This window comes from Candidatus Brevundimonas phytovorans (assembly GCA_029203145.1).
Taxonomy (GTDB): Bacteria; Pseudomonadota; Alphaproteobacteria; order Caulobacterales; family Caulobacteraceae; genus Brevundimonas; species Brevundimonas phytovorans.
Genome location: CP119309.1, coordinates 2,057,566 through 2,079,714 on the forward strand (window position 1 = coordinate 2,057,566; position 22,149 = coordinate 2,079,714).

Consider the following 22,149-nt stretch of genomic DNA (forward strand, 5'->3'; position numbering starts at 1 on the left):
GCACTTGCCGGAGGGTCAACCCGTAGAGCTCAGCCAAACCGCCCCTCGACCCATCGGGCGGCGAAATAGCCGCCGACCGAGGCCACGGCGGTCAGGGCCGTGCCCCAGCACAGGTCGATGATCGTCAACCGGGTTGACCAGACGCTCAGCGTCGCCTGATTGGTCAGGTCGTAGGTGGCGTAGGCGACGAAGCCCAGCACGGCGCCGTTCAGCAAGGCTCGCGTCCAGGCCGCCTCCTTCAGCGCCGGCACGATGGCCAGGAAGACGATGCCGCCGATGGAGATCAGATAGAAGATCACCGCCGCCGTCATGTTCGGCTTATCCGCCATCAGCGGCCCGATCACCGGCCGATAGAGCCGATCCGCCATGGTGGTCAGCCAGACGGCGTCGATGGCGGCGAAGGTCAGGCCCGCCCCCAGATAGGCCGCGACATATTTCAGCATCAGGACAGGCCCTCTCCGGCCGGCTTCAACAGATAGTGGCTGACCGCCCAGGTGCGGCCGCCGTCGTTTCCGAACAGACCCGCCGTCGCCAGGTAGAAGCGACGCCAGCGCCGGGTCCACAGCGCCGCATCCCGTCCATAGGTTTCGCGCATCAGCACCGCCACACGCTCGGCGTTCCGATCCATGTTGGCCAGCCAGTCATTCGCCGTCCGCGCATAGTGCGCGCCGCTCCAGGTCCAGGCCTGCTCGACCTCGAACAGGTCGGGGAACTGCCGGATCAGGCCACGGCTGGGCATGATGCCGCCGGTGAAGAAGTGCTGGGCGATGAAGTCGCCGCTGTCGGTATGGTCGAATCGATAGGGCGCGTCACGGTGGGTAAAGACGTGGATGAACATCCGCCCGTCGGGCTTCAGCCAGCCTCGCGCCCGCGTCAGCAGGGCGCGCCAGTTGGCCATATGCTCGAACATCTCGACCGAGACGATACGGTCGAAGGCGCCCGCCTCGGTCTGGAAATCGTTCATGTCGCAGGTCACGACCGTCAGATTGGTCAGGCCCCGCGCCCGCGCCTGGGCCTCGATATGGCCGCGCTGGCTGTGACTGTTTGACACGGCGGTGATCCGGGCGGCCGGATAGCGCTCCGCCATCCACAGGCTCAGCGAGCCCCAGCCGCAGCCGCAGCCCAGTTCCAGAATGGTCTGGCCATCCGCCAGTTCGGCGTGGGCGCAGGTCTCGGCCAGAGCCTTCTCCTCAGCCTGATCCAGGGTCTCGGCCCCGTCGCCATACAGGCAGCAGGAGTATTTCAGCCGCGCCCCGAGACAGATCTGGAAGAACTCGGGCGGCAACTCATAATGCTGATCATTGGCTGCGGCCGTGTGTTCGGCCACCGCCCGACGCGCCATCTCCCGCGCAAAGGCGGCCTGGTCGTGCGGCCCGTCCCGATCCAGCCGCCGGCGCGCCTCGCTCACCAGGCTGTCGATCGCGGGCCGGGTGATGAAGTCGGGAAAGGGCGCATCCTGAAGCTGACGGATGGCGGCGTTGACCAGGCTCATGAAGTTTCCATTGGCGGCAGGGACGGCCCCCTGCATACGCAGCAGCCCCGGCTTTGGATGCGGACGCTTGCTCCGTTCGCTCGCCCGCTTTATGGACGGATAAGACCGCAATATTCATCAGACGGTGAAAAAGGGAGAGCGATGCGCAAGATCTACGCTGACGTCACGTCCGCGCTGGAGGGCCTGACCTTTGACGGGATGACCGTCATGTCCGGCGGCTTCGGCCTGTGCGGTATTCCTGAAAACCTGATCGCCGGGCTGAAAGCCTCGGGCGTCAAGGGACTGACCGTCATCTCCAACAACGCAGGCGTGGACGGCTTCGGCCTGGGCCAGTTGCTGGAGACCAAGCAGATCGCCAAGATGATCTCGTCCTACGTCGGCGAGAACAAGGAGTTCGAGCGGCAATACCTGGCTGGCGAGTTGCAGCTGGAGTTCAACCCGCAGGGGACGCTGGCCGAGCGCATTCGCGCGGGCGGCGCGGGCATCCCTGCCTTCTTCACCGCCACCGGCGTCGGCACCCTGGTCGCCGAAGGCAAGGAAGTGCGCAACTTCGACGGCCGCGACTATGTGATGGAAACCGGCCTAATCGCCGACCTCGCCATCATCAAGGCCTGGAAGGCCGATGAGCGCGGCAATCTGGTCTTCCGCAAGACCGCCCGCAACTTCAACCCGATGATGGCCACCGCCGGCAAGGTGACGGTCGTCGAGGTCGAGGAAATCGTCCCGACCGGCTCGCTGGACCCCGACCACATCCACACGCCGGGCGTCTATGTCGACCGCCTGATCCAGACCGTATCCGAGAAGCGCATCGAACAGCGCACGGTCCGTCAACGCGCGACGACGGGCTCAAGTAGCGAAGCGGTAGCCCGTAAGGAGCAAGCATAATGCCTCGTACTCGCGAACAACTGGCCGAGCGCGCCGCGAAAGAGCTTCAGGACGGCTTCTATGTGAACCTGGGCATCGGCATCCCGACCCTGGTGGCCAACTACATCCCCGAAGGCATGGAGGTCACTCTCCAGTCGGAAAACGGCATGCTGGGCATGGGCCCCTTCCCGTTTGAAGGCGAGGAAGACCCTGACCTGATCAACGCCGGCAAGCAGACGATCACCGAGATCCCCGAGTCGGCCTATTTCAGCAGCGCTGACAGCTTCGCCATGATCCGCGGCGGCCACATCAACCTGTCGATTCTCGGCGCGATGGAAGTGGCGCAGAACGGCGACATCGCCAACTGGATGATCCCTGGCAAGCTGGTGAAAGGCATGGGCGGCGCCATGGACCTGGTCGCGGGCGTCAAGCGCGTGGTCGTGGTCATGGAGCACGCCAACAAGCACGGCCAGTCCAAGGTGCTGAAATCCTGCACCCTCCCCCTGACTGGCACGGGCGTGGTCAGCCGCATCATCACCGATCTGGCCGTCTTTGACGTCAAGCCGGACGGTTCGGGTCTGGAACTGATCGAACTGGCCGAGGGCGTGACCCTGGACGAGGTCGCGGCCAAGACCGAGGCGACCTACACGGTGGCGGCGGGCCTGGGCTGAACCGCCCTGCCCGTCTGAAAACAGAAACCCCGGCGACCGCGAGGCCGCCGGGGTTTTCTCTATCCTTCTCCCCTTGGGGCAGAAGGTGGGCGCCGGAGGCGCTCGGATGAGGGGGCCGTGTCAGCGGGCGAAACGGTTCAGGTGGCGCGCACAGGCGCCCTCCCCCTCATCCGTCTCGCTCCGCGAGCCGCCTTCCCCCCAGGGGGAGAAGGCTATTGGTTTCGCGTCGCCTGAAAACCCTGCTGGTCCGTCCAGAGGACGATCTGGCGGCTGGCCTCGGCGGTGGCGCGGTCGAAGGCGGCGACGATGGCCGACTGGCGGTTCTCGCCGGCGCTTTCGCTGACCGCGATGCGATCCTCGGCCACGATCGCGCGGTCGCCCGGACGGACCAGACGCAGCAGGACCACGATGCTGGCCTCGGGCACCGCGCCCGGCGCGGCGTAGTCCGCCTCGAAGCGGCGGACATCAACGCTCAGCAGCAGTCCGTCGCGAGTCAGGGGACCATTGCTCAGGACGGTGCAGGTCGCGCCGTCGAGGAAGGCGTTGCGCAGACTTTCCTCGAACAGGGTCTCGGCCGGCGACACCCAGCGCGCGCCCTTGATGTAGGCGGCTTCGGCGCCTGTCACGGCCAGAAGGCGATCCCCGCGCGAGGCTTCGGGCAGTTCCACCCGACGCATCGAGACATGGACATCGGGACAGGCCGAGGTCGCTCCCGTCCCGGCAAAGGCCGAAGCTCCGCCGAACCTGTAGAGCTGGACCGGATCAGGCGAGGACAGCAGGGCGCAACCGGACAAGGCGACCGAAGCGGCGGCGATCAGAAAGGCGGAACGGATCACGGCTGCACCTCGATTTCCTTGGACGGCGCCTTCGTGATGAAGTCGCGCGGGCTTTCACGCACATTGTCGATCAGCGACTGAAGCGAGCGCGTCGCCTGATCCAGCTGGCGGATGGTGTCGTTCAGTTGCGGCACGGTCTGGGTGCCGAAGTCGCCCAGGGGGCCCTCCAGCCCGGTCGCGGTCCGGTTGATGGAGGCGATGGTCTGCTGCGCCTCGCGTGTCGCGGCGTTGATATTGGCGATGGCCTGCTTGCCGTCGGTGTCGATCATCTGACGCGCGCTGGCGCCCAGGGCCTGATACTCGCCGACGGCGGCGTTGGCCTTGGTGATGGTTTCTTCAAGCTGCTGGAACATGCCCTTGCGGGCTTCCAGCTCGGCGGTCAGGGCCTCGACGTTCTTCACGCTGGACGAGAAGCTGCGGATATTGTCGTCCGACATGACCCGGTTGATCCGGTTCAGCGCATCCACCGTCTGGGCCAGCACCGTGCCGGAGCCGCTGAGCAGTTCCGCGATCGGACTGGGCTGGCTCTGGATCACCGGCACCACGTTGTCGGGATACTGGTCCTTCAGCAGGGCGCTGTTGGGTTCGCCCGCCGTGATCTGGATGTAGTTCAGACCGGTGATGCCCTGCGGCTCCAACTGGGCGCGCGAGGTGACGCGCACCGGGGTCGTGCCATTCAGGCGCACGCGGGCGATGACCTGATCCCCCTTCTTGGGGTCCAGATTCAGGGCCGTGACCTCGCCGACGCGGATGCCGTTGAAATGCACTTCCCCGCCTTCCGACAGACCGCGCACGGGGCCGTAGAAGACGATGTCATAGACATCGTAGTCGTTGTTGAACTGCAGGCGGGCCAGCCAGATCGTGAACACGGCCAGCGCCAGCAACAAGGCGACAGTGGCGATGCCGACAGCGGCGTAGTGGGCGTCTCTTTCCATCTCTTCCCGCTCTCCTCAAGCGGCCTTGTGGGCGGCGCGACCGCGCGGCCCCAGGAAGTATTCCTTGATCCACGGATGATCGGAACGTTCCAGTTCCTGAACCGTGGCCTTCTCAACGACGTGCTTGTCAGCCAGCACCGCCACCTTGTCACAAATGGCGTAAAGGCTATCGAGGTCGTGGGTGATCATGAAGACCGTCAGGTCCAGATCGTCCGACAGGTCGCGGATCAACTGGTCAAAGGCCGCCGCCCCGATGGGATCCAGCCCCGCCGTCGGCTCGTCCAGAAAGATCAACTCGGGGTCCAGGGCCAGCGCACGGGCCAGGCCGACCCGCTTCCTCATCCCGCCCGACAGCTCGGCCGGTTTCAGATAGTGGGACTCCGGCTTCAGCCCGACCATGGCGATCTTCATCTCGGCCAGCTCGCGAATGGTGTCGCGCGGCAGGTTGGTGTGCTCGACCAGAGGCGAGGCGACATTGTCCAGCACCGTCAGGGACGAGAACAGGGCCCCCTGCTGGAACAGGACGCCGGTGCGCCTTTCGACCTCGGCCGCCTCGGCCTTGGTCATGGTTTCGCGGTCATAGCCGAACAGCTTCACAGAGCCGCCCTCTGGCTGTTTCAGGCCGATGATCGAGTTCAGCAGCACCGTCTTGCCGGTGCCCGACCCGCCGACCACGCCCAGCACCTCGCCGCGTTGCACATCCAGGTTCAGGTCCTGATGGATCACGCGGTCGCCGAACTGGCTCAACAGGCCGCGCACCTCGACGACGTTCTCGCGCATCGGCTTTTCCGTGCGGGCCGTCACAGGTTCAACTCCAGGAAGATCATGGCGAAGACGGCGTCGAGGAAGATGATGGCGAAGATGGCCTGAACTACAGCCGCCGTGACCCGACGGCCCAGGCTCTCGACATCTCCGGCCACCGACATGCCCTGACGGCAACCGATGGCGGCCACCACCACGGCGAAGACCGGCGCCTTGACCAGGCCGACCATCAGGTGGGTGTCCATCATCGGGTCTTCGGTGATGCGCTGGATGAAGAAGGACGGGCCATAGGCCAGTTCGCTCCACGTCACCAGCATGCCGCCGAACAGGCCCGCCACCATGCCGACAAAGGTCAGCAGCGGCAGCATCAGCAGCATGGCCGCCAGTCGCGGGATCACCAGGGCCTGGAAGGGATTGACCCCCATGACCTGCATGGCGTCGACCTCCTGGTTCATCCGCATCGAGCCGATTTCGGCGGCGAAGGACGAGGCCGAACGGCCCGCCAGCAGCACCGAGGTGATGACCACGGCGAACTCGCGCAGCACCGACACCGCCACCAGTTGCACGGTAAAGACCCCGGCCCCGAACTGGGTCAGCAGGTTGGCCCCCAGGAAGGCGATGACGGCGCCGATGAAGAAGTTGGTCACGGCGATGATCGGGATGGCGTCCAGCCCCGACCGCTCGGCCTGACTGAACCAGGCGGGCCAGCGGATGGCGCCGGGATGCTTCAGCGCCGAGCCCACGGCGACGACCAGCCGCCCCAGGAAGGCCAGCGACAGCACAGCCTCGGCGGCGAAGTCATAAACTCCCAGGCCGATCTTGGCGAAGGTCCGCGTGAAGGCGCCGGCGCGTTTCGGCGGCGCGCTGGACTCGCGGTCCAGCTTCTCGACCATGGCGTAGATGCGCCCCGCCTCGGGGCGGTCGCGCCACGCCGTCTTGGGCAGGGGCTGCGACAGGCTCTGAACGATGGCCAGGGCCCCGGCGGTGTCGAAACGGCCCAGATCGTCGAGCGCCAGTTCCGCCACCGGCCGGTCGCCCAGCGCCTCGGACAGGCGCCCGGCGGTACGGGCCAGACCCATGGTGGTCCAGTCGCCGCTCAGGCGCAGCTTTGCGGCGCCCTGCGGCCCGTCTTCGATCTGAAAATCGGCTACGTCCATGCCCACCCTTTAGCCGAGCTTGACCGGATCGCCCATGGCGAAGCTCGCTAAAGGGACCAACGCGCTGAAACCGTTATCGTTCAACGGCTCCGCATCAGCCTAACGATCAGCGCAGATAGTTGAGCAGGGACACGTCCCGCAGCTGACTGATCACCTGGGCCGAGGCCTGGATGGCGATCTGGGCCATCTCCAGCTCCGTCACCGCCTCGGCCATGTTGGCGTCGGTCTTGCCCGATAGCATGACGTCGACCGCAATCTTGCGCGTTTCCTGGGATTCCAGCAGGGTTTCGACGCGCGCCTGCATGGAACCGTTCTTGGCCTGGATGTTGACCACGTCCTTGGCCGAGGTCTCGAAGCGCGACATCAGGCCGGTCAGGGCGGTCTTCTGGGCGTCAGTCATCTGACCGTTCAGCGGCGTCGTCTGATGCAGAATCTGCAGGTCGCGGAAGACGTCGAACAGGCCCTGCCCCACATCGCTGGCCAGGAAGCCGGTGTCCATCGTGACCGTCTCATCCAGCACCGAAGACTGTTTCAACTGATCGTTCTTGAAGGCCCCCGCCACGGCCGGCATGGCCGCCAGCCTTTCCAGATCCGTGCCGGCCGGCGCGGCCGGCAGGACGACGGCCTGCTGGTCCACAGCCCCGCCGGAAAAGACATACTTGCCCTGGTGCTTCATGTTCAGGCCGTCCTCGGCCATCTTGAAGATGGTCTCCATCTCGGACATCAGCCCCTCCATCCGTCCGGCGGCGATGGCGTTGGCGATGGCCTGACGCGCCGAGGTCGCGGCGTCGGCGACCCGGTCGAGCCCAAGGTCCTGCATGGCCAGGCGGTCGGCCACGGTCTTGTTGGTGTCGATGAAGCCCTGGATCCGGGTCTGGCTGGACTTCAGGGCGATGACCGTCTCGGACTGCCGCCCGAAGCCGACCAGGTCGGTGGCGTTCTTCTTGGTGTTGACCTTGTTCTGCGCCTCTTCGCCGCGCGCCTGCGCGTTCATCAGGTGCAGCAGGGCCGACTGATAGTTTCCAAAGGTCGAAACGCGGGTCATCGCATCATCCCGATCAGGGTGTCGTACATCTCCGACGCCGCCTGGATAAGGCGCGCCGAAGCGTTAAAGGCTTGCTGATAGGTGGTCATCAGCACCAGTTCCTCGTCCATATTGACGCCCTCGACCGAGCTGCGTCGGGCCGAGGCCTCCTGATAGAGGGCGCCGGCGTTGGTCGATCGGGTCTTGGCGATGGTCGCCTTGCCGCCGATCTCGCCCGAGAATTCCGCAGCATAGCGCGACAGGGACATGTTGACCCCGCCCGCGCCGCCCGCCGCCGAAAAGGCGGTGGCGTTCTGGTCGGCCTTGGCCAGCAGGCGCCCGCCCGAGCCGTCGTTCTGGCTCAGCGCCGCCGCGCCCGGCGCCAACGCCAGGTTCAACTGGGCCAAGGCCAGCCTCGACGGGTCCTTGACGATGTCGGCGCGAACCGAAAAACCGCCGGCGCGTGAGGCACGGGCCCCGCTCAGCCCGAACAGGTCGCTCATCGACACGCCGGAGGGAACCTGACGGGTGCCGTCCTCGACCACCGACATGGTTGACGGCGGAGCGCCGTGCCCGGTGAAAATCAGTTCGCCGGCGCCGTTCAGGCTGAAGCTGCCGTGGGCGCCGACCCCGGTCGTCGGGTCGTTCAGCGCCGCCAGCATCTCCGCCATCGTGCCCGCGCCCGCCGGCACGGCGACCGAGAGATCGCGGATGCGCGACCCTGCGGCGTCGGTGAAGCGGAACTTGATCGTCTCGCCCGGCGTGAAACCGTGCTGCGACGCCGGCGTCAGCCCGGTGTCGTAAAGCGCCGGACGGCTGGTCGAGACCAGATCGTTCAGACCGAAGTAGTGCGAGAATCCGCGTCCCGCCTTGTTGCTGGGGTTGGTTGCGTCGTCGGCGATGGCGACGCCCTGACCAGCGGGGGCCTGGATGCTCAACTGGCCGTTGATGAAGCTGGCGCTCGCGCCGCCCAACTGGCCGTTCAGGGTGGCCAGGAAGGTGGCGGGCGTCGCCGCCACGCCGTTGATCGTCATCGTCCCGCCCGAGAAGACGATCTGGGCTGCGTTCTGAATCACGCCCTGGGCGTCGACCGTGGTGATGGTGGTCGTGCCGGTAAAGCCCGTCAGGGCCGTCTCCAGCGACTGGCCGACATTGCGGCCGTTCAGCACCGACGGCGCGGGGACCGAGGACGAGGCGTTGTGCGCGCGGTTCAGTTCGTCCGCCAGGCGCGTCATCAGTTCGCCCAGGCGCTCTGCGGCGGCGGGCGCGTCCAGGTCGCGCAGTTCCAGCAGACCCTTGATCTCGCCCGAGGCCAGGCCCTCGGTCAGCGGTCGCCGCTGGCCGTTGGGCTCGGTGATCATGATCTGGTTGAAAACGGTCTCCGGCGAGACCGCGCCCGCCCGCTGATATTCCAGCTTGGCCGCGCCCTGACCGGCCAACAGTATGCCAGCTCCGGTCCGCACCTCGACCCCGCCGATCGAGCGGGTCGTGATCCGCACGTCCAGCAGTTCGGACAGTTCATTGATCATCGCCGCCTGGGCGGTCTGGGCGCCGGTCGAATCCGTGCCGACGACATTGGCGCGGGCGATGTCGACGTTCAGCTTCTCGATCTGATCGACCAGGCCGTTGACCTTGTCTACGGCGGTCCGCAGACGGCCATCGGCCTCCTCGCGCGTGGCCTGGATCTCCTTGGCGACGCGCGCGGCCTCGTCGAACATCGCCTGGGTCTTCCAGATCGCATCCTGACGCAGCGGCCCCGAGGTGGCGTTTTCGGCCGATGCCCCGAAGGCCGAGAAGATCTTGTCGATCTGGGCGAAGAAGCCGCTGTCCGCGCCCGGATCGCCGAACTGCGACTGGATATTGTTGAACAGCTCATAGCGCACCGACTGACGCCCGGCGTCAGCTCCGGCGCTCAGGCTGGCCGCCTGCAGGAAGCGGTCGGTGGCCAGGCGGATGCGCGCCACCTCGACCCCGGCCCCCGCGCCCTGGCTGACCCAGGACTGCTGATCGGCCACCTTGCGTATATAGCCGGGCGTGTTGACGTTGGAGACGTTGTCGGAGACCACCCGCAGTTGCTGCTGGGCCGTGTTCATCCCCGAGGTGGCGATGTTCATGATCGAGTTCAGGGACATCAGAAACGGGCTCCATACAGGGCTGCGCCCGGCAAGCCTTGCTGGCCTGCGCGCAAATCTTGCCCGGCGTTTCGGTTAGCCATTCTAGCCAACTCCTTGAATTTATTAGACATCGGCTTTTCAGCCCCTGTGCGTTCACCAGCGGCGGCGCAAAACCCAGGCCATGTCCCGAAGCGCCCGGTTCGCCCGGCAAAAAGGTGGCGGCGCGGCAAGAAGCGCCGGGCGTTTTCACCCTCCAGCGAGAGCTGGATTCTAGATTAGTCTATCAATTTCAATGTTTTGATATTGGATGCGCGACTTGGCCCGAGGCTTGCGCCAGAGCTTTCGAACTCTCTGAGCGCAGTAGGCGCCGCCCACCCAGCGAAAGCCCTATCCCCGCTCATGTCCGCGCTCAGCGTCATGTCCCTGATCGCCCCGACCGCCCCGGTCGGCGCCGCCGCCTCCGTGGAAACGACGGGCGACGAAGGCCTGTTCGCGGGTCTGGTCGCCGCTGTCGCTGCGCCGTCGAAGGGCCAGGGCGAGGACAGCGCTTCGGCTTTGGACGCGCCGCTCGCCGACGCCGACGCCGCCCCGTCCCTGGATGGGGCCGTCGAGGCGCCGCCCGTCTGGCCGCCCCTGCCCCTGATCGCCCCCGCGCCTCTGCCAGTCGCACCCCTGTCGGTCGCGCCCTCGGCGACCGGAACGACGGACGACGCCGTTTCGGCGAGCGCCGCTGCGCCCGTCGCCCCCACGGCGCCGCTCGCGCCCCTTCTGGAGGCCGCGCCCGATGCGCCGCCCCCCGCCAAAGACGCAGCCCCGTCGCTGTCTCCTGTCGCCCCGTCTTCATCGCCGCCCGAGATGACGGCGGACGCGGTCACGACGCCGACCGAGACCCGTCCTGCTCAGACATCGACCGCCCAGCCCCTGAGCGCCCGCCCTTCGGCCGTCCAGCCAGCGCCGGCCGTCGTCGTCGCCCCGCAAACGCCCATCGCCGTTCAGGGCCAGACCGAGGATGAGGCCCAGGTTTCGGCCCATGCTCAGGCTCAGGCTGAGAAACAAACCCGGCCCGACTTCGCCGAGCGTCCCGCGTCGGCGGCTCCCCGTCCCACGCCCACGGCTCCGGCCGCTGCGGCCGCCGCCGACCGCGCCGCAGCCCCCGTCGAGAGCCCGGTCGCGCCGCGCGCCGAAGTCGCCGCCACGCCGCGCGTCGCCGCCCAGCCCCCCCTTATCCTGACGGCCGCGCCCGCCGCTCCGGCGACCGCGCCCCAGGCGGCCGAGCCCGCCCCCGTCCCGACCACCGCCGCTGCGACCACTACGGCCCCTGGGGCCACGACGGCCCCTGCGGCCCCGCCGGTCGCAGCGACCGCGCCCGCCATGGCTCAAGCCCTGGCCGCCACGCCTCTCCCGACGACCGCGGCCGCGCCGCAGCCCGTCGCGCCGCCGGCTGCGTCCAAGGTCCAGGGCGCTGCACAGGTCGCCGCCCCCGCCGGGGCCCCGGCCGCCGACGCGGCCGACCCGGCGCCCGCCGTCATTCTATCGGCCGCCTCATCGACCTCCGACGACGTCGAGCCCGAGGCCGCGCCTCAGACCCCGCCGCCCGCACCCGCCGCTCCGGCGCCCGCCCGCAATGGGGGCGCGCGTCTGGACGAGCGCCGCTCCAACGCGGCCACGGCGACCGCTGACAGCCGGAGCGAAGCCGCCGCGGGCGCCCGCTCGATCCTGCCGACCGCCACTGCCGCCGCCGCTGCGGCGACCGGCGCCCATAACAGCGCCCAGAACGGCGCCCAGAACACGGGCGCCAGCGACACCGCCTCGCCCGCCTCTCCCCTGCCCGCCGCCGACGCCCCTCTGGACGCTCACACAGACGTGGCGCCGTCGCATCAGGTTCTGGACGCCCAGGCTTCCGCCCCCAACGCCCCGCGCGATCTGGGCCTGTCTCAGCTGTCGCGCGCTACAGTCGAGACCACCGCCCACCTGGCGGCCCAGATCCTCAAGAAGCTGGAAGGCCGCTCGACCCGCTTCGACATGGCCCTGACGCCCGAGGGCCTGGGCCGCGTCGACGTCAGCCTGGAGATCGATTCCGACGGTCGCCTCGCCGCCCGCTTGGCCTTCGACAACCCGGCGGCGGCGACCGACATGCGCGCCCGCGCCGACGAACTGCGCCGCCAGCTTCAGGACGCTGGCTTCCAGCTGACCCAGGACTCGCTTGAGTTCTCGGACCGCAACCCGTCGTCCGGCTTCGGCGGCGGCGCCTTTGACCGCGCCCCTGATCGTCGCGCCTTCGCCGGCGCCGCCCGTCTGGCCGCTCAGGCCGACACCGCCCTGCCGACGCCCGGCCCCTGGGCCTCTCTCTCGCTGACGCCCGACCGCGTCGATATGAAGGTCTGATCGATGGTCACCGCCGTCTCCGGAAACACCGCCACCGACAAGATCAACACCGGCTCGACCATGCTGGCGTCGAACTTCGAGACCTTCCTCTCGTTGCTGACCGCCCAGTTGAAGAACCAGGATCCGCTGTCGCCGGTCGATTCCAACGAGTTCACCAGTCAGCTGACCCAGATGGCCGGCGTCGAACAGCAGTTGCTGTCCAACCAATTGCTGACCGCTCTGCTGAACGGCCAGAAGGGCGACGGCCTGGCCAGCGCCTCCAACTACATCGGCAAGGACGCCACCGCCGTCTGGGACGCGACCAAGGCCTCCGACGGCAAGGCGTCGTGGAGCTACGAGCTGGGCTCGAACGCCTCGGACGTCGAGCTTCAGGTCCTGAACGCCTCGGGCCAGGTCGTCTGGAAGGGCCCGGCCCCGGACGCCGGCGTCGGCGTCCACGACTTCAACTGGACCGAAGGTCAGGACGGCAGCGTCTATACCCTGAAGGTCACGGCCAAGGACGCCACCGGCGGCAAGGTCGACGCCCAGGTCCTGATGCGCGGCCGCATCACCGGCGTCGAGATGTACGCCGACGAACCCTACGTCACGATCGGCAACTCGGTCATGCCGCTCTCCAGCATCATCGCGCTCGACGAGAAGAACGCCAGCGTGAACCCACCGACGGCGACCACGCCGCCGCTGCCCACAGATCCCGAGACCGACGCCTGAACGGCGTCCCTCTCGCTTCCCCTATTTCCGCTTAAGGAGCCGCTACAATGAGCATCAACAGCGCCATGCAGGCCGGGGTTTCCGGTCTTTCCGCCAACTCCGCCGCCCTGGCCGCGATCTCGCAGAACATCGCGAACGTGAACACCATCGGCTACAAGCGCACCCAGGGCGAGTTCCAGACCATCGTGAACAGCCAGAGCAAGGGCGCGGGCGGCTATGCGGCCGGCGGCGTCATGACCACGGCCCGGCACTTCATCAGCCAGGAAGGCCAGCTGCAGCGCACGACCGAAAGCACCGACCTGGCCGTTGATGGTCAGGGCTTCTTCGTCACGACCGAGAAGGCCGAGGGCGTCGGCGCCACCGACAGCCGCCTGTTCACCCGCGCGGGCGCCTTCCGTATCGACAACCTGGGCTATTTGAAGAACAGCGCGGGCCTGTATCTGCAAGGCTGGCCGGTGGACTCCAACGGCGACATCGCCACGGACCCGTCGGACCTGACCCGTCTGCGCTCGATCAACATCGGCACCGTCGGCGGCACCGCCGAGCCCACCACCCGCGCCCAGATCAACGCCAACCTCTACTCCGGCCAGACGATCTCGACCGCCGCCAGCCCGAACAAGTACACCAACGTGCCGCTCGTCCCGGCCGCCTCCGGGCCCAAGGACTTCACCGTCCGCTATTCGCCGACCGGCAACCCCAGCGAGTACAACGTCACCGTCAAGACCGGCATCCAGACCATCAACGCCGTGGCCACCTATGACGCCGCCGGCGCCCTGGCCAGCCTGACGGTCGGCGGCGTGGCCCAGTCCCTGACCGACCTCGACCTGGGCGGCGGCGACACGGTCGCCCTGGGCTCGCCGGGCCTCGGCATCGTCAACAACAACGTCGCCAAGACCAAGTACGACCCCTCGATCAACTCGATGGCCATGTACAATGGCGAGGACGACAACCCCCTGGGCGTGAAGCCGGACTTCAAGATCAACATCCCGGTCTCCGACTCCAAGGGCGGCCAGCGCAATATCGAAATCCGCCTGCTCAAGAGCGATCAGCCGAACGAATGGTATGCGGAAATCGTCGCGGTTCCGGCCGACGACGTGATCACGGGCGGGGCCTATTCCAACGGCCAGATCAAGAAGGGCGTCCTCGCCTTCACCCCCGCCGGCCGTCTGGACATCTCCACGATGCAGACCTGGCCCGCGGGCAAGGGCCTGTTCGACGATCCGGCCAACGCCGTGCTGGACTTCGGCCGCTCCGACCCCAACGTCATCATCGACCCGGCCAACCCGGCTGACGACTACAAGGTGAAGTGGGCCGACGGCCTGGGCATCTCGGCCCAGACCCTGACCCTGGATCTCGCCACCTCGGCCGGCGGCCTCAGCCAGCTGAACACGGCCTCGATCGTCCAGTCGACGGTGACCAACGGCACCGCCTTCGGCAACCTGTCGGACATCAAGATCGACGAGAGCGGCTTCGTCACCGCCATCTTCGACAACGGCGTCATGCGCCGGATCGCCCAGGTCGCCATCGCCACCTTCCCCAGCCCCGACAGCCTGCGTCAGGTCACGGGCAACGCCTTCCGCGTCAGCCTGGACAGCGGCACCTTCAACCTGAAGGCGGCGGGCACGGGGGGCGCGGGCATGATCGCGGCCCAGCAGCTGGAATCCTCGACCGTCGACCTCTCGGCCGAGTTCACCAGCCTGATCACCACCCAGCGCGCCTACTCGGCCTCGTCCAAGATCATCACCACGGCGGACGAGATGCTGTCCGAGTTGCTCAGCATCAAGCGTTGATCGCTTAACCGGACTCCGTGAGTAAGCCTTTGTTAGACTCGATGAATCCTTCGTTTCCGGCGCCTTCGATGCGCCGGGGGCGGAGGATGCGTCTTAGCCATTCCTTCACCACGACGCTTAAACGCCCCTTAGCGGGGGGGGTCCTAGGGTACGCGTCGATGGTGGTGGTGAAAGAGGCTTAAGCCCATGCTGCAAGAGCGACGCCTTAATAGTAGAGGCGAACAATATGTGGTCGGCCCGACGGGCACGCCGCTGACCCTGCGGGATCTCCCGCCGGCGGAAACGAACCGCTGGGTGATCCGCCGCAAGGCCGAAGTGGTCGCCGCCGTGCGCGGCGGTCTGATCAGCCTGGAAGACGCCCTGACGAAGTATCGTCTGACGGCCGAGGAATTCATCGCCTGGCAACAGGCGATCGACAAATGGGGCATGCAAGGGCTGCGCACCACGCGCATCCAGAGCTACCGGGATTGATGACATCCCTTTGGGGGCCTACCGCGCTTCGCGCTACTTGAGGCCCCGAGATCACAAGGCCGCTTCTGGAAACAGAGGCGGCCTTTGTCGTTTTAACGCCCCCGCCTCGAAATCGAACGCAAGCCCCTCTATATGGCGGCGATGACCCTGGCTGACGACATCTGCCCCATCCCGACCATCGCCCCCATGTCCGGCGCCGCCGACATGGACGCCGCGATCGAGAGCGCGCGACAGGCCGTCGGCCTGCCGGTCGGCGCCCGCGTGGTCGCGGCCATGTCAGGCGGGGTGGATTCCACCGTCGTCGCCGCCCTGCTGGCCAAGGCCGGCTATGACGTGGTCGGCGTCACCCTCCAGCTTTACGACCACGGCGCCGCGCTCAAGAAGAAGGGCGCCTGCTGCGCCGGTCAGGACATCCACGACGCCCGTCTGGCCGCCGAACTGATCGGCATTCCCCACTATGTCCTCGACTACGAAAGCCGGTTCAAGGACGCGGTCATCGACCAGTTTGCGGACTCCTATCTGAAGGGCCAGACCCCGGTCCCCTGCATCCGCTGCAATCAGACGGTCAAGTTCCGCGACCTGCTGGACGTGGCCCGCGATCTCGGCGCCGAAGCCATGGCGACGGGCCACTATGTCCGCCGCGCCGCCGTCGGCAACCGCTCACAAATGAGGAAGGCCGTCGATCACTCGCGCGACCAGTCCTACTTCCTGTTCGCCACGACCCAGGCGCAACTGGACTATCTGCGCTTCCCCCTGGCTGATCTGGAAAAGCCCCAGGTGCGCGGCGTCGCCGCCGCTCTGGGCCTGAAGATCGCCGCCAAGCCGGACAGCCAGGACATCTGCTTCGTGCCCTCCGGCGACTACCGCACCCTGATCGACCGCCTACGTCCGCAAGGCCGTGAAGCGGGCGAGATCGTCCATATGGACGGCCGGGTGCTGGGCCAGCACGGCGGCATCACCGACTACACCATCGGCCAGCGCCGGGGCCTGAACGTCGCCGTGGGCGAGCCCCTGTTCGTCACCAGGCTGGACCCCGACAACCGCCGCGTCATCGTCGGCCCGCGCGAAGCCCTGCTGACCGCCAGTCTGGTGCTGGAAGAAACCAACTGGCTGGGCGATCAGGCCACCATCGAGGAAGCCGCCCGCGACGGCGCCCCCGTCCTGGCCCGCGTCCGCTCCACCCGCCAGCCCTCGCCCGCCCGCCTGACCATGAGCGAGGACGGCGTCATCTCGGTCGTCTTCGATGAAGGCGAGGAAGGCGTCGCCCCCGGGCAGGCCTGCGCCCTCTACGACCCCGCCGACCCCGACCGCGTCTTGGGCGGCGGCTTCATCCAGAGCACCACCGCTGTCGTCTGAGGCGCCTCACGACGCGCAGGCGCTGGGCGTCCGCGCCGGCCTGCCGGGCGAGATGCTGTATCTGCGCGACGCCTTCCCGCGTGAGCGCTGGACCGGCGCCCTGCCCGAAACCGCCGCCTTCTGGCTGCAGATGCACGCCGGCTTCCGCGCCCAGCAGGCGCAGATGGCCGAGGCCGCCGCGCGCTGGCGCTCCGGCGCGCTCGACCCGCGCGGCCTGCACGCCGCCCTGATCCCGACGCTGCAAGCCTTCCTCCAGCATCTGGACGGCCACCACCGCGTCGAGAGCGGCCACTATTTCCCCCAGTTCCGCCGGATCGAGCCGCGCATCCAGACCGGCCTCGACCTGCTGGACCGCGACCACGACGCCATCCACGCCCATCTGGACGCCCTCTATCACTCAGCGGTCGCCTTCCATCAGGCGGTCGCCGGCCAGTCCCCCGACGCCCCTGACCGCGCCCACCGCCTGACTGACGTGCTGGACCGCGCTTCGCCCGACCTGATCCGCCACCTCGACGACGAAGAGGACATCGTCATCCCCCTGATGGCGTTAAAGGGCGGTTCGCTCGAATAACGTCGTAGCCAGAGCCTTGGCTTGCGTGTAGAAGCCCCGCTCCGGAATCGAGAAACCCATGTTCTTCAACATTCACCCTTCGCAACGGCCCATGACCGTCGACCGCCTGCCGGTCGAGGGCAAAGGCGCGTGCATGGGAGGGATGTAGAAGAACCGGCGGTCATTCGACTTCGGTTTTCCAGCAACCCCTCCCGCCACCGGCCGGAGGGGTTTCTTGTAGGTGCAAGCGACAGCCCTCTGTCCGGTTCGAGAGGACCACAGACAGAAGAGGAGACGTCAGCCATGTCTGGCTATGACGTAATCGAAAGCCCGGGCGTGCCGATCAAGGCCTGGACCCGGGGCGTGCCCATCGAGGATGCGGCGCTGAAGCAGTTGAAGAACGTGGCCTCGCTGCCCTTCATCCACAAGCACGTCGCGGTCATGCCCGACGTCCACTGGGGCATGGGCGCGACCGTGGGCTCGGTAATCCCGACGCTGAAGGCGATCATCCCCGCTGCCGTAGGCGTGGACATCGGCTGCGGCATGATGGCGGTGCGGACCTCGATCCGCGCCGAGCATCTGCCGGACGACCTGTCGGGCATCCGTTCCGCCATCGAGGCCGCCGTTCCGCACGGCCGGACCGACAACGGCGGGCGCAACGACAAGGGCGCCTGGTCGTCCGAGCCTCCGGCCTCGGCCGCGGCGCGCTGGGCGGACCTGAAGGCGGGCTACGACGCCGTGATCGAGCGCCATCCCAAGGCGGGGCACCCGCGCGGCTTCGGCCACCTGGGCACGCTGGGCACCGGCAACCATTTCATCGAGCTGTGCCTCGATGAGGCGGGCGACGTCTGGGTCATGCTGCACTCCGGCTCGCGCGGGGTCGGCAACCGCTTCGGGACCTACTTCATCGAGCGCGCCAAGTATGAATCGCGTCGCTGGCATCTGAACCTGCCGGACCAGGACCTGGCCTACTTCCCCGAAGGGACGGAGGGTTTCATCGACTATGTGCGGGCGGTGTCGTGGGCGCAGAAGTACGCGCGCGCCAACCGCGAGGTGATGATGGAGCAGGTGCTGGGCGTGCTGAAGGCCTTCTGGCCCGATCTGACGACGACGCAGGAGGCGGTGAACTGCCACCACAACTACGTCTCGAAAGAAAAGCACTTCGGTCAGGACGTCTTCCTGACCCGCAAGGGCGCGGTATCGGCCAAGGACGGTGAACTGGGCATCATCCCCGGCTCGATGGGGGCCAAGTCCTTCATCGTGCGCGGCAAGGGCAATGCAGACAGCTTCTGCACCTGCTCGCACGGGGCCGGTCGGGCCATGAGCCGGACCGAGGCCAAGCGCCGCTTCACGGTCGAAGACCACGTCCGCGCGACCCAGGGCGTCGAGTGCCGCAAGGACGCCGACGTGATCGACGAAACGCCGATGGCCTACAAGGATATCGACGCGGTCATCGCGGCCCAGGCCGACCTGATCGAGGTCGTGCACACCCTGCGTCAGGTGGTGTGCGTCAAGGGATGACGGGAGCCGGTCGTGCGCAAGCGCGGCCGGCTTTCGTCGTCTGGGAAAGGCGAGCGATTGGCGAAGCCAAAGTCATCGCTGGGGTCTGCTCCCCCTAGCGGACATTCAGCGCGTCCGCTTGCAACTGCCTAGGCCGCGTCTTCCTTCGGCATCATATCGCCGACCGTCGGGCGGTTCTCGGCCCAGGTCAGTTCGATGTCGCGGGGTTTGACGATCTCGTTGCAATGGCCGCAGGCGATGCGGGGCTTGAGGTCGTGGCCGCAGGTCTTGTGGATCATGGCGACGCCGCTGTCGGCCTCGCCATAGACGTGTTTCTCGCCCCAGGCGTGCAGCGTCACCAGCACCCCGTACAGGTCCTTGCCCTTGGCCGTCAGGACATATTCGTTGCGCGGCGGGCGCTCGGAATAGAGCTGCGGCTCCAGCACCCCGTGCTGCACCAGCAACTTCAGACGCGCCGCCAGGACATTGCGCGCCACGCCCAGCCGCTCCTGCCACTGCTCGAACCGGCGTACGCCGTTGAAGGCGTCGCGGATAACCAGCAGGGTCCACGGGTCGCCGATCACCTCCAGCGTGGCGGCGATCGAGCAGCTCTGGCGGCTATAGTCGGCGGTGCGTCCCATGGACGGAAAGTGACCCCGCGTCAGGCTTTTGACAAGTGGGTTGCCAATCGGGACGCAGTTTGTCAGTTTCTTTTGGCAACTAACTTGCGGCTTCCCGGCCGTCTTCCTGCCTTCCTCGACTTGCCGGCGGCGACGCTTCAGTCTCCGCCCGCCTCTTTCGCCTGTTGCGTGGACCGATGACCGAAGCCGACCTGCTGCACGACGCCCTGACCCTGACGCCCGAAGACGGGGGCCTGAGCGCCCATCTCTCCGGCGAATTCTCCAACGGCCCCATCGCCGCCCCGCCCGAGGCGGGTTTTCCCTTCGGGGGTCTGCTGGCGGCCCTGTGCGCCGGGGCCATGCGGCAGGGCCTGGACCTCAAGGCCCCCTTGCGCAGCCTGACCGTCCAGTACCTGGCCGCCGCCAGGTACGGCCAGCCGATCCACTTCCGCCCGCGTCTGCTGCGCGGCGGCCGCAACGTCGCCTATGCCGTGGTCGAGGGCGGGCAGGGCTCGCGCCTGACCCACCACGCCAGCGCCACCTACGGCGCCGACGGCGCCAGCGCCGAGACCCTCACCCCCCTGCTCACCCCGCCGCCCCTGCTGGACAGCGACGCGCCGGGCCTCAGCGGCCCCATGGCCCCCCGCTTCTCGCAACACGTCGACTATCGCTTTGACGGCGGCCCCAACATTCTGGGCGGCAACGAAGGCAAGCCCGCCGTCGAGCGGGTCTGGATGCGGACCCGCGACGGCGCGCCGCTGGACGAACTGCGGCTCTGCTATCTGCTGGACGCCCTCTATCCGCCCGCCTGGACAGCCTTCAAGGCGCCGCCGATGATGACCAGCGTCGATCTGCGCTACGACTTCATCAATGATCCGACGCCGGAAACCGCGCCCGACGGCTGGGCCTTCTTCGAGTACCGGCTGCTGGATCACGGCCTGGGCTGGTCGCTGGACGAGGCCGTGGCCTGGGGCGCGGACGGTCGCCCGCTGGCCCTGGCCCGTCAGCGCAGGAAGCTGCTTTAGGCCTCCACTCTTCTTGGGCGCCGCTTGCCAGCGGCCCTCCGCCTCCCCTAATCCCCCGCGAAACGATTCATACTGGAAACGCCCCCCATGACCGCCGCCACTGATCCCGTCGTCATCGTCTCCTTCGCCCGCACGCCCATGGGCGGCTTCCAGGGCGCGCTGTCGCCGGTCAAGGCTACCGACCTGGGCGCCGCTGCGGTCAAGGCCGCTGTCGAGCGCGCCGGCCTCGCCCCTGAAAAGGTCGAGCAGATCTTCATGGGCTGCGTCCTGCCCGCCGGCCTGGGCCAGGCCCCGGCCCGTCAGGCCGCCATCGGCGCCGGACTCGGCAAGCACGTCGAGGCGACCACGGTGAACAAGATGTGCGGCTCGGGTCTGCAAGCCGCCATGATGGCGCATGACGCCCTGCTGGCCGGCACCGCCGAGGTCATCGTCGCCGGCGGCATGGAGTCCATGACCGGCGCCCCCTATCTGATGACCAAGCACCGCGGCGGCGCCCGCATCGGCCACGACGTCATCGTCGACAGCATGATGATGGACGGCCTTGAGGACGCCTATTCCCCCGGCAAGGCCATGGGCGTCTTCGCCGAGGACGCGGCGGCCCAGTATCAGTTCACCCGTGAAGCGATGGACGAGTACGCCATCGAGAGCCTGACCCGCGCCAAGGCCGCCATCGCCTCGGGCGCCTTCAAGGCCGAGATCGTCCCGGTCGAGGTCGCTACGCGTAAAGGCCCTGTCGTGGTCAGCGAGGACGAGCAGCCCGGCAAGGCCGACCCGGCCAAGATCCCCACCCTGCGCCCCGCCTTCACCAAGGACGGCGCCATCACCGCCGCCAACGCCTCTTCGATCTCGGATGGCGCCGCCGCCCTGGTCATGACGCGCGAAAGCACGGCCAAGGCGCTCGGCCTGCCCATCGTCGCCCGCGTCGTCAGCCACGCCGCCCACGCCCATGAGCCGGGCCTGTTCACCACCGCCCCCGTCCCCGCCATGCAGAAGGCGCTGAAGAAGGCGGGCTGGTCGGTCGAGGATGTGGATCTGTGGGAGGTCAACGAAGCCTTCGCCGTCGTCGCCATGATCGCGCAACAGGAACTGGGCATCGACCGCGCCAAGCTGAACGTCAACGGCGGCGCCACGGCGCTCGGCCACCCCATCGGCGCCTCGGGCGCACGCATCCTGTCCACCCTGCTGGCGGCGCTTCAGGCGCGCGGCGGCAAGAAGGGCGTGGCCTCCCTGTGCATCGGCGGCGGCGAAGCCGTCGCCATGGCCGTGGAACTGGCCTGATCCTGCAACGTTCTCCACGGTCACGCTAACCTTGGCCGTGGAGACTACGCTTTTGAAAATCCTCCCCTCTCTCTTCGCCGGCGTCGCCGCCCTGACCCTGGCCGCCTGCGCCACCGCCCAGGCGGAAAGCGCCATGAACGACAGCACGTCCTCGGCTCAGACCGACGCCGCTGACGCCCTGAAGGCCTTCCCGGCCGCGACGGCGGGCCAGACGCGCCACGTCATCACCCTGCCCGCCCAGGCCGACGAAGGCGCGCTGAAGGTCGAGCTGATCCTGGGCAAGACCCAGACGGTGGACTGCAACCGCCAGGTCTTCGGCGGTCGCCTGGAAACCCGGACGGCAGAGGGCTGGGGCTATGACTATTACGTCCTGCCGGCCCTGGGAAACGCCGCCAGCACGATGATGGGCTGTCCGCCCGGCTCACAGCGCCAGGCCTTCGTCACCACGCAGGAACAGCCGCTGATCCGCTACAACTCGCGCCTGCCGGTGGTGGTCTACGCCCCGTCGGACGTCGAGGTGCGCTATCGCGTGTGGCGCGCGGGCGAGACCCAGACGGCGCGCTGATCGCCGTCATTGATGCACACCAGACGCGGGCGTCGGTCGTTTCCGA

At 67.7% G+C, this 22,149-nt stretch carries 21 protein-coding genes; 12 read left to right on the top strand and 9 right to left on the bottom strand.

All coding sequences use genetic code 11. The annotated features are described in order from the left end of the window. Positions 1-29 precede the first annotated feature (29 nt). Positions 30-443 (bottom strand): DUF2177 family protein, encoded by a 414-nt coding sequence (locus tag P0Y52_10105; GenBank protein ID WEK56898.1) that lies wholly within the window; start codon positions 441-443, stop codon positions 30-32. Then, positions 443-1,492, bottom strand: coding sequence for a cyclopropane-fatty-acyl-phospholipid synthase (locus P0Y52_10110; GenBank protein WEK56899.1), 1,050 nt, complete (start codon positions 1,490-1,492; stop codon positions 443-445). Before P0Y52_10110 ends, P0Y52_10105 begins: the two co-directional genes overlap by 1 nt. Before the next feature lie 141 nt (positions 1,493-1,633). On the opposite strand from P0Y52_10110, the gene P0Y52_10115 reads away from it, so the two are divergent. Together P0Y52_10115 and P0Y52_10120 are read left to right on the top strand one after the other, a co-directional pair. Next, the gene (locus P0Y52_10115) at positions 1,634-2,377 is read left to right on the top strand and encodes a CoA transferase subunit A (protein ID WEK56900.1); all 744 of its coding nucleotides are present in this window, start codon (positions 1,634-1,636) and stop codon (positions 2,375-2,377) included. Continuing rightward, on the top strand, positions 2,377-3,027 hold the full coding sequence (locus P0Y52_10120; protein ID WEK56901.1) for a 3-oxoacid CoA-transferase subunit B: 651 nt from the start codon (positions 2,377-2,379) through the stop codon (positions 3,025-3,027). The genes P0Y52_10115 and P0Y52_10120 overlap by 1 nt, the downstream gene beginning before the upstream one ends. Before the next feature lie 212 nt (positions 3,028-3,239). Here P0Y52_10120 and P0Y52_10125 read toward each other — a convergent pair whose 3' ends face one another. From P0Y52_10125 to flgK, 6 genes are all read right to left on the bottom strand, one after another. Next, positions 3,240-3,863, bottom strand: a complete 624-nt coding sequence (locus P0Y52_10125; protein WEK56902.1) for an ABC-type transport auxiliary lipoprotein family protein — start codon at positions 3,861-3,863, stop codon at positions 3,240-3,242. Beyond that, entirely contained in the window at positions 3,860-4,798 is a 939-nt protein-coding gene (locus tag P0Y52_10130; GenBank protein ID WEK56903.1) for an MlaD family protein, read from the bottom strand. The genes P0Y52_10125 and P0Y52_10130 overlap by 4 nt, the downstream gene beginning before the upstream one ends. Positions 4,799-4,813: 15 nt before the next feature. After that, positions 4,814-5,578, bottom strand: a complete 765-nt coding sequence (locus P0Y52_10135; protein WEK56904.1) for an ABC transporter ATP-binding protein — start codon at positions 5,576-5,578, stop codon at positions 4,814-4,816. Positions 5,579-5,598: 20 nt separating this feature from the next. Next, on the bottom strand, positions 5,599-6,717 hold the full coding sequence (locus P0Y52_10140; GenBank protein WEK56905.1) for an ABC transporter permease: 1,119 nt from the start codon (positions 6,715-6,717) through the stop codon (positions 5,599-5,601). A gap of 106 nt (positions 6,718-6,823) precedes the next feature. Beyond that, on the bottom strand, positions 6,824-7,762 hold the full coding sequence (locus tag P0Y52_10145) for a flagellin (GenBank protein ID WEK56906.1): 939 nt from the start codon (positions 7,760-7,762) through the stop codon (positions 6,824-6,826). After that, positions 7,759-9,873, bottom strand: a complete 2,115-nt coding sequence (flgK, locus tag P0Y52_10150) for a flagellar hook-associated protein FlgK (protein ID WEK56907.1) — start codon at positions 9,871-9,873, stop codon at positions 7,759-7,761. Before flgK ends, P0Y52_10145 begins: the two co-directional genes overlap by 4 nt. Before the next feature lie 381 nt (positions 9,874-10,254). Here flgK and P0Y52_10155 point away from each other — a divergent pair, with 381 nt between their 5' ends. From P0Y52_10155 to P0Y52_10185, 7 genes are all read left to right on the top strand, one after another. Next, entirely contained in the window at positions 10,255-12,240 is a 1,986-nt protein-coding gene (locus P0Y52_10155) for a flagellar hook-length control protein FliK (GenBank protein ID WEK56908.1), read from the top strand. A gap of 3 nt (positions 12,241-12,243) precedes the next feature. Continuing rightward, the gene (locus P0Y52_10160; protein ID WEK56909.1) at positions 12,244-12,948 is read left to right on the top strand and encodes a flagellar hook capping FlgD N-terminal domain-containing protein; all 705 of its coding nucleotides are present in this window, start codon (positions 12,244-12,246) and stop codon (positions 12,946-12,948) included. A gap of 47 nt (positions 12,949-12,995) precedes the next feature. Continuing rightward, positions 12,996-14,738 carry a flagellar hook protein FlgE gene (flgE, locus tag P0Y52_10165; GenBank protein WEK56910.1) on the top strand — a complete coding sequence of 581 codons (1,743 nt, stop codon included), beginning with the start codon at positions 12,996-12,998 and terminating at the stop codon, positions 14,736-14,738. A gap of 186 nt (positions 14,739-14,924) precedes the next feature. Continuing rightward, complete coding sequence (locus tag P0Y52_10170) at positions 14,925-15,209, top strand: DUF1153 domain-containing protein (protein ID WEK56911.1); 285 nt, start codon at positions 14,925-14,927, stop codon at positions 15,207-15,209. 186 nt (positions 15,210-15,395) lie between these two features. Further along, positions 15,396-16,565, top strand: a complete 1,170-nt coding sequence (gene mnmA, locus P0Y52_10175) for a tRNA 2-thiouridine(34) synthase MnmA (GenBank protein WEK59477.1) — start codon at positions 15,396-15,398, stop codon at positions 16,563-16,565. A gap of 52 nt (positions 16,566-16,617) precedes the next feature. Beyond that, positions 16,618-17,136, top strand: a complete 519-nt coding sequence (locus P0Y52_10180) for a hemerythrin domain-containing protein (protein ID WEK56912.1) — start codon at positions 16,618-16,620, stop codon at positions 17,134-17,136. Between the two features lie 282 nt (positions 17,137-17,418). Then, entirely contained in the window at positions 17,419-18,636 is a 1,218-nt protein-coding gene (locus P0Y52_10185) for an RtcB family protein (GenBank protein WEK56913.1), read from the top strand. 128 nt (positions 18,637-18,764) lie between these two features. On the opposite strand, the gene P0Y52_10190 is transcribed toward P0Y52_10185, so the two are convergent. After that, positions 18,765-19,256: a helix-turn-helix domain-containing protein gene (locus P0Y52_10190; GenBank protein WEK56914.1), complete on the bottom strand. Its 492-nt coding sequence runs from the start codon at positions 19,254-19,256 to the stop codon at positions 18,765-18,767. 176 nt (positions 19,257-19,432) lie between these two features. Between P0Y52_10190 and P0Y52_10195 the strand changes: the two genes are divergently transcribed. The 3 genes from P0Y52_10195 (at position 19,433) to eco (ending at position 22,103) form a co-directional block, all read left to right on the top strand. Continuing rightward, positions 19,433-20,260 (top strand): thioesterase family protein, encoded by an 828-nt coding sequence (locus P0Y52_10195; GenBank protein WEK56915.1) that lies wholly within the window; start codon positions 19,433-19,435, stop codon positions 20,258-20,260. Positions 20,261-20,347: 87 nt separating this feature from the next. After that, entirely contained in the window at positions 20,348-21,538 is a 1,191-nt protein-coding gene (locus tag P0Y52_10200; protein WEK56916.1) for an acetyl-CoA C-acyltransferase, read from the top strand. Between the two features lie 52 nt (positions 21,539-21,590). Continuing rightward, on the top strand, positions 21,591-22,103 hold the full coding sequence (gene eco / locus P0Y52_10205) for a serine protease inhibitor ecotin (GenBank protein WEK56917.1): 513 nt from the start codon (positions 21,591-21,593) through the stop codon (positions 22,101-22,103). Positions 22,104-22,149: the final 46 nt, after the last annotated feature.

Coding starts and splice junctions, on each gene's coding strand:
- P0Y52_10105 (WEK56898.1), bottom strand. CDS start 443: ATGCTGAAATATGTCGCGGCCTATCTGGGGGCGGGCCTGACCTTCGCC.
- P0Y52_10110 (WEK56899.1), bottom strand. CDS start 1,492: ATGAGCCTGGTCAACGCCGCCATCCGTCAGCTTCAGGATGCGCCCTTT.
- P0Y52_10115 (WEK56900.1), top strand. CDS start 1,634: ATGCGCAAGATCTACGCTGACGTCACGTCCGCGCTGGAGGGCCTGACC.
- P0Y52_10120 (WEK56901.1), top strand. CDS start 2,377: ATGCCTCGTACTCGCGAACAACTGGCCGAGCGCGCCGCGAAAGAGCTT.
- P0Y52_10130 (WEK56903.1), bottom strand. CDS start 4,798: ATGGAAAGAGACGCCCACTACGCCGCTGTCGGCATCGCCACTGTCGCC.
- P0Y52_10135 (WEK56904.1), bottom strand. CDS start 5,578: ATGCGCGAGAACGTCGTCGAGGTGCGCGGCCTGTTGAGCCAGTTCGGC.
- P0Y52_10140 (WEK56905.1), bottom strand. CDS start 6,717: ATGGACGTAGCCGATTTTCAGATCGAAGACGGGCCGCAGGGCGCCGCA.
- P0Y52_10145 (WEK56906.1), bottom strand. CDS start 7,762: ATGACCCGCGTTTCGACCTTTGGAAACTATCAGTCGGCCCTGCTGCAC.
- flgK (WEK56907.1), bottom strand. CDS start 9,873: ATGTCCCTGAACTCGATCATGAACATCGCCACCTCGGGGATGAACACG.
- P0Y52_10155 (WEK56908.1), top strand. CDS start 10,255: ATGTCCGCGCTCAGCGTCATGTCCCTGATCGCCCCGACCGCCCCGGTC.
- P0Y52_10160 (WEK56909.1), top strand. CDS start 12,244: ATGGTCACCGCCGTCTCCGGAAACACCGCCACCGACAAGATCAACACC.
- flgE (WEK56910.1), top strand. CDS start 12,996: ATGAGCATCAACAGCGCCATGCAGGCCGGGGTTTCCGGTCTTTCCGCC.
- P0Y52_10170 (WEK56911.1), top strand. CDS start 14,925: ATGCTGCAAGAGCGACGCCTTAATAGTAGAGGCGAACAATATGTGGTC.
- mnmA (WEK59477.1), top strand. CDS start 15,396: ATGTCCGGCGCCGCCGACATGGACGCCGCGATCGAGAGCGCGCGACAG.
- P0Y52_10180 (WEK56912.1), top strand. CDS start 16,618: ATGCTGTATCTGCGCGACGCCTTCCCGCGTGAGCGCTGGACCGGCGCC.
- P0Y52_10185 (WEK56913.1), top strand. CDS start 17,419: ATGTCTGGCTATGACGTAATCGAAAGCCCGGGCGTGCCGATCAAGGCC.
- P0Y52_10190 (WEK56914.1), bottom strand. CDS start 19,256: ATGGGACGCACCGCCGACTATAGCCGCCAGAGCTGCTCGATCGCCGCC.
- P0Y52_10195 (WEK56915.1), top strand. CDS start 19,433: ATGACCGAAGCCGACCTGCTGCACGACGCCCTGACCCTGACGCCCGAA.
- P0Y52_10200 (WEK56916.1), top strand. CDS start 20,348: ATGACCGCCGCCACTGATCCCGTCGTCATCGTCTCCTTCGCCCGCACG.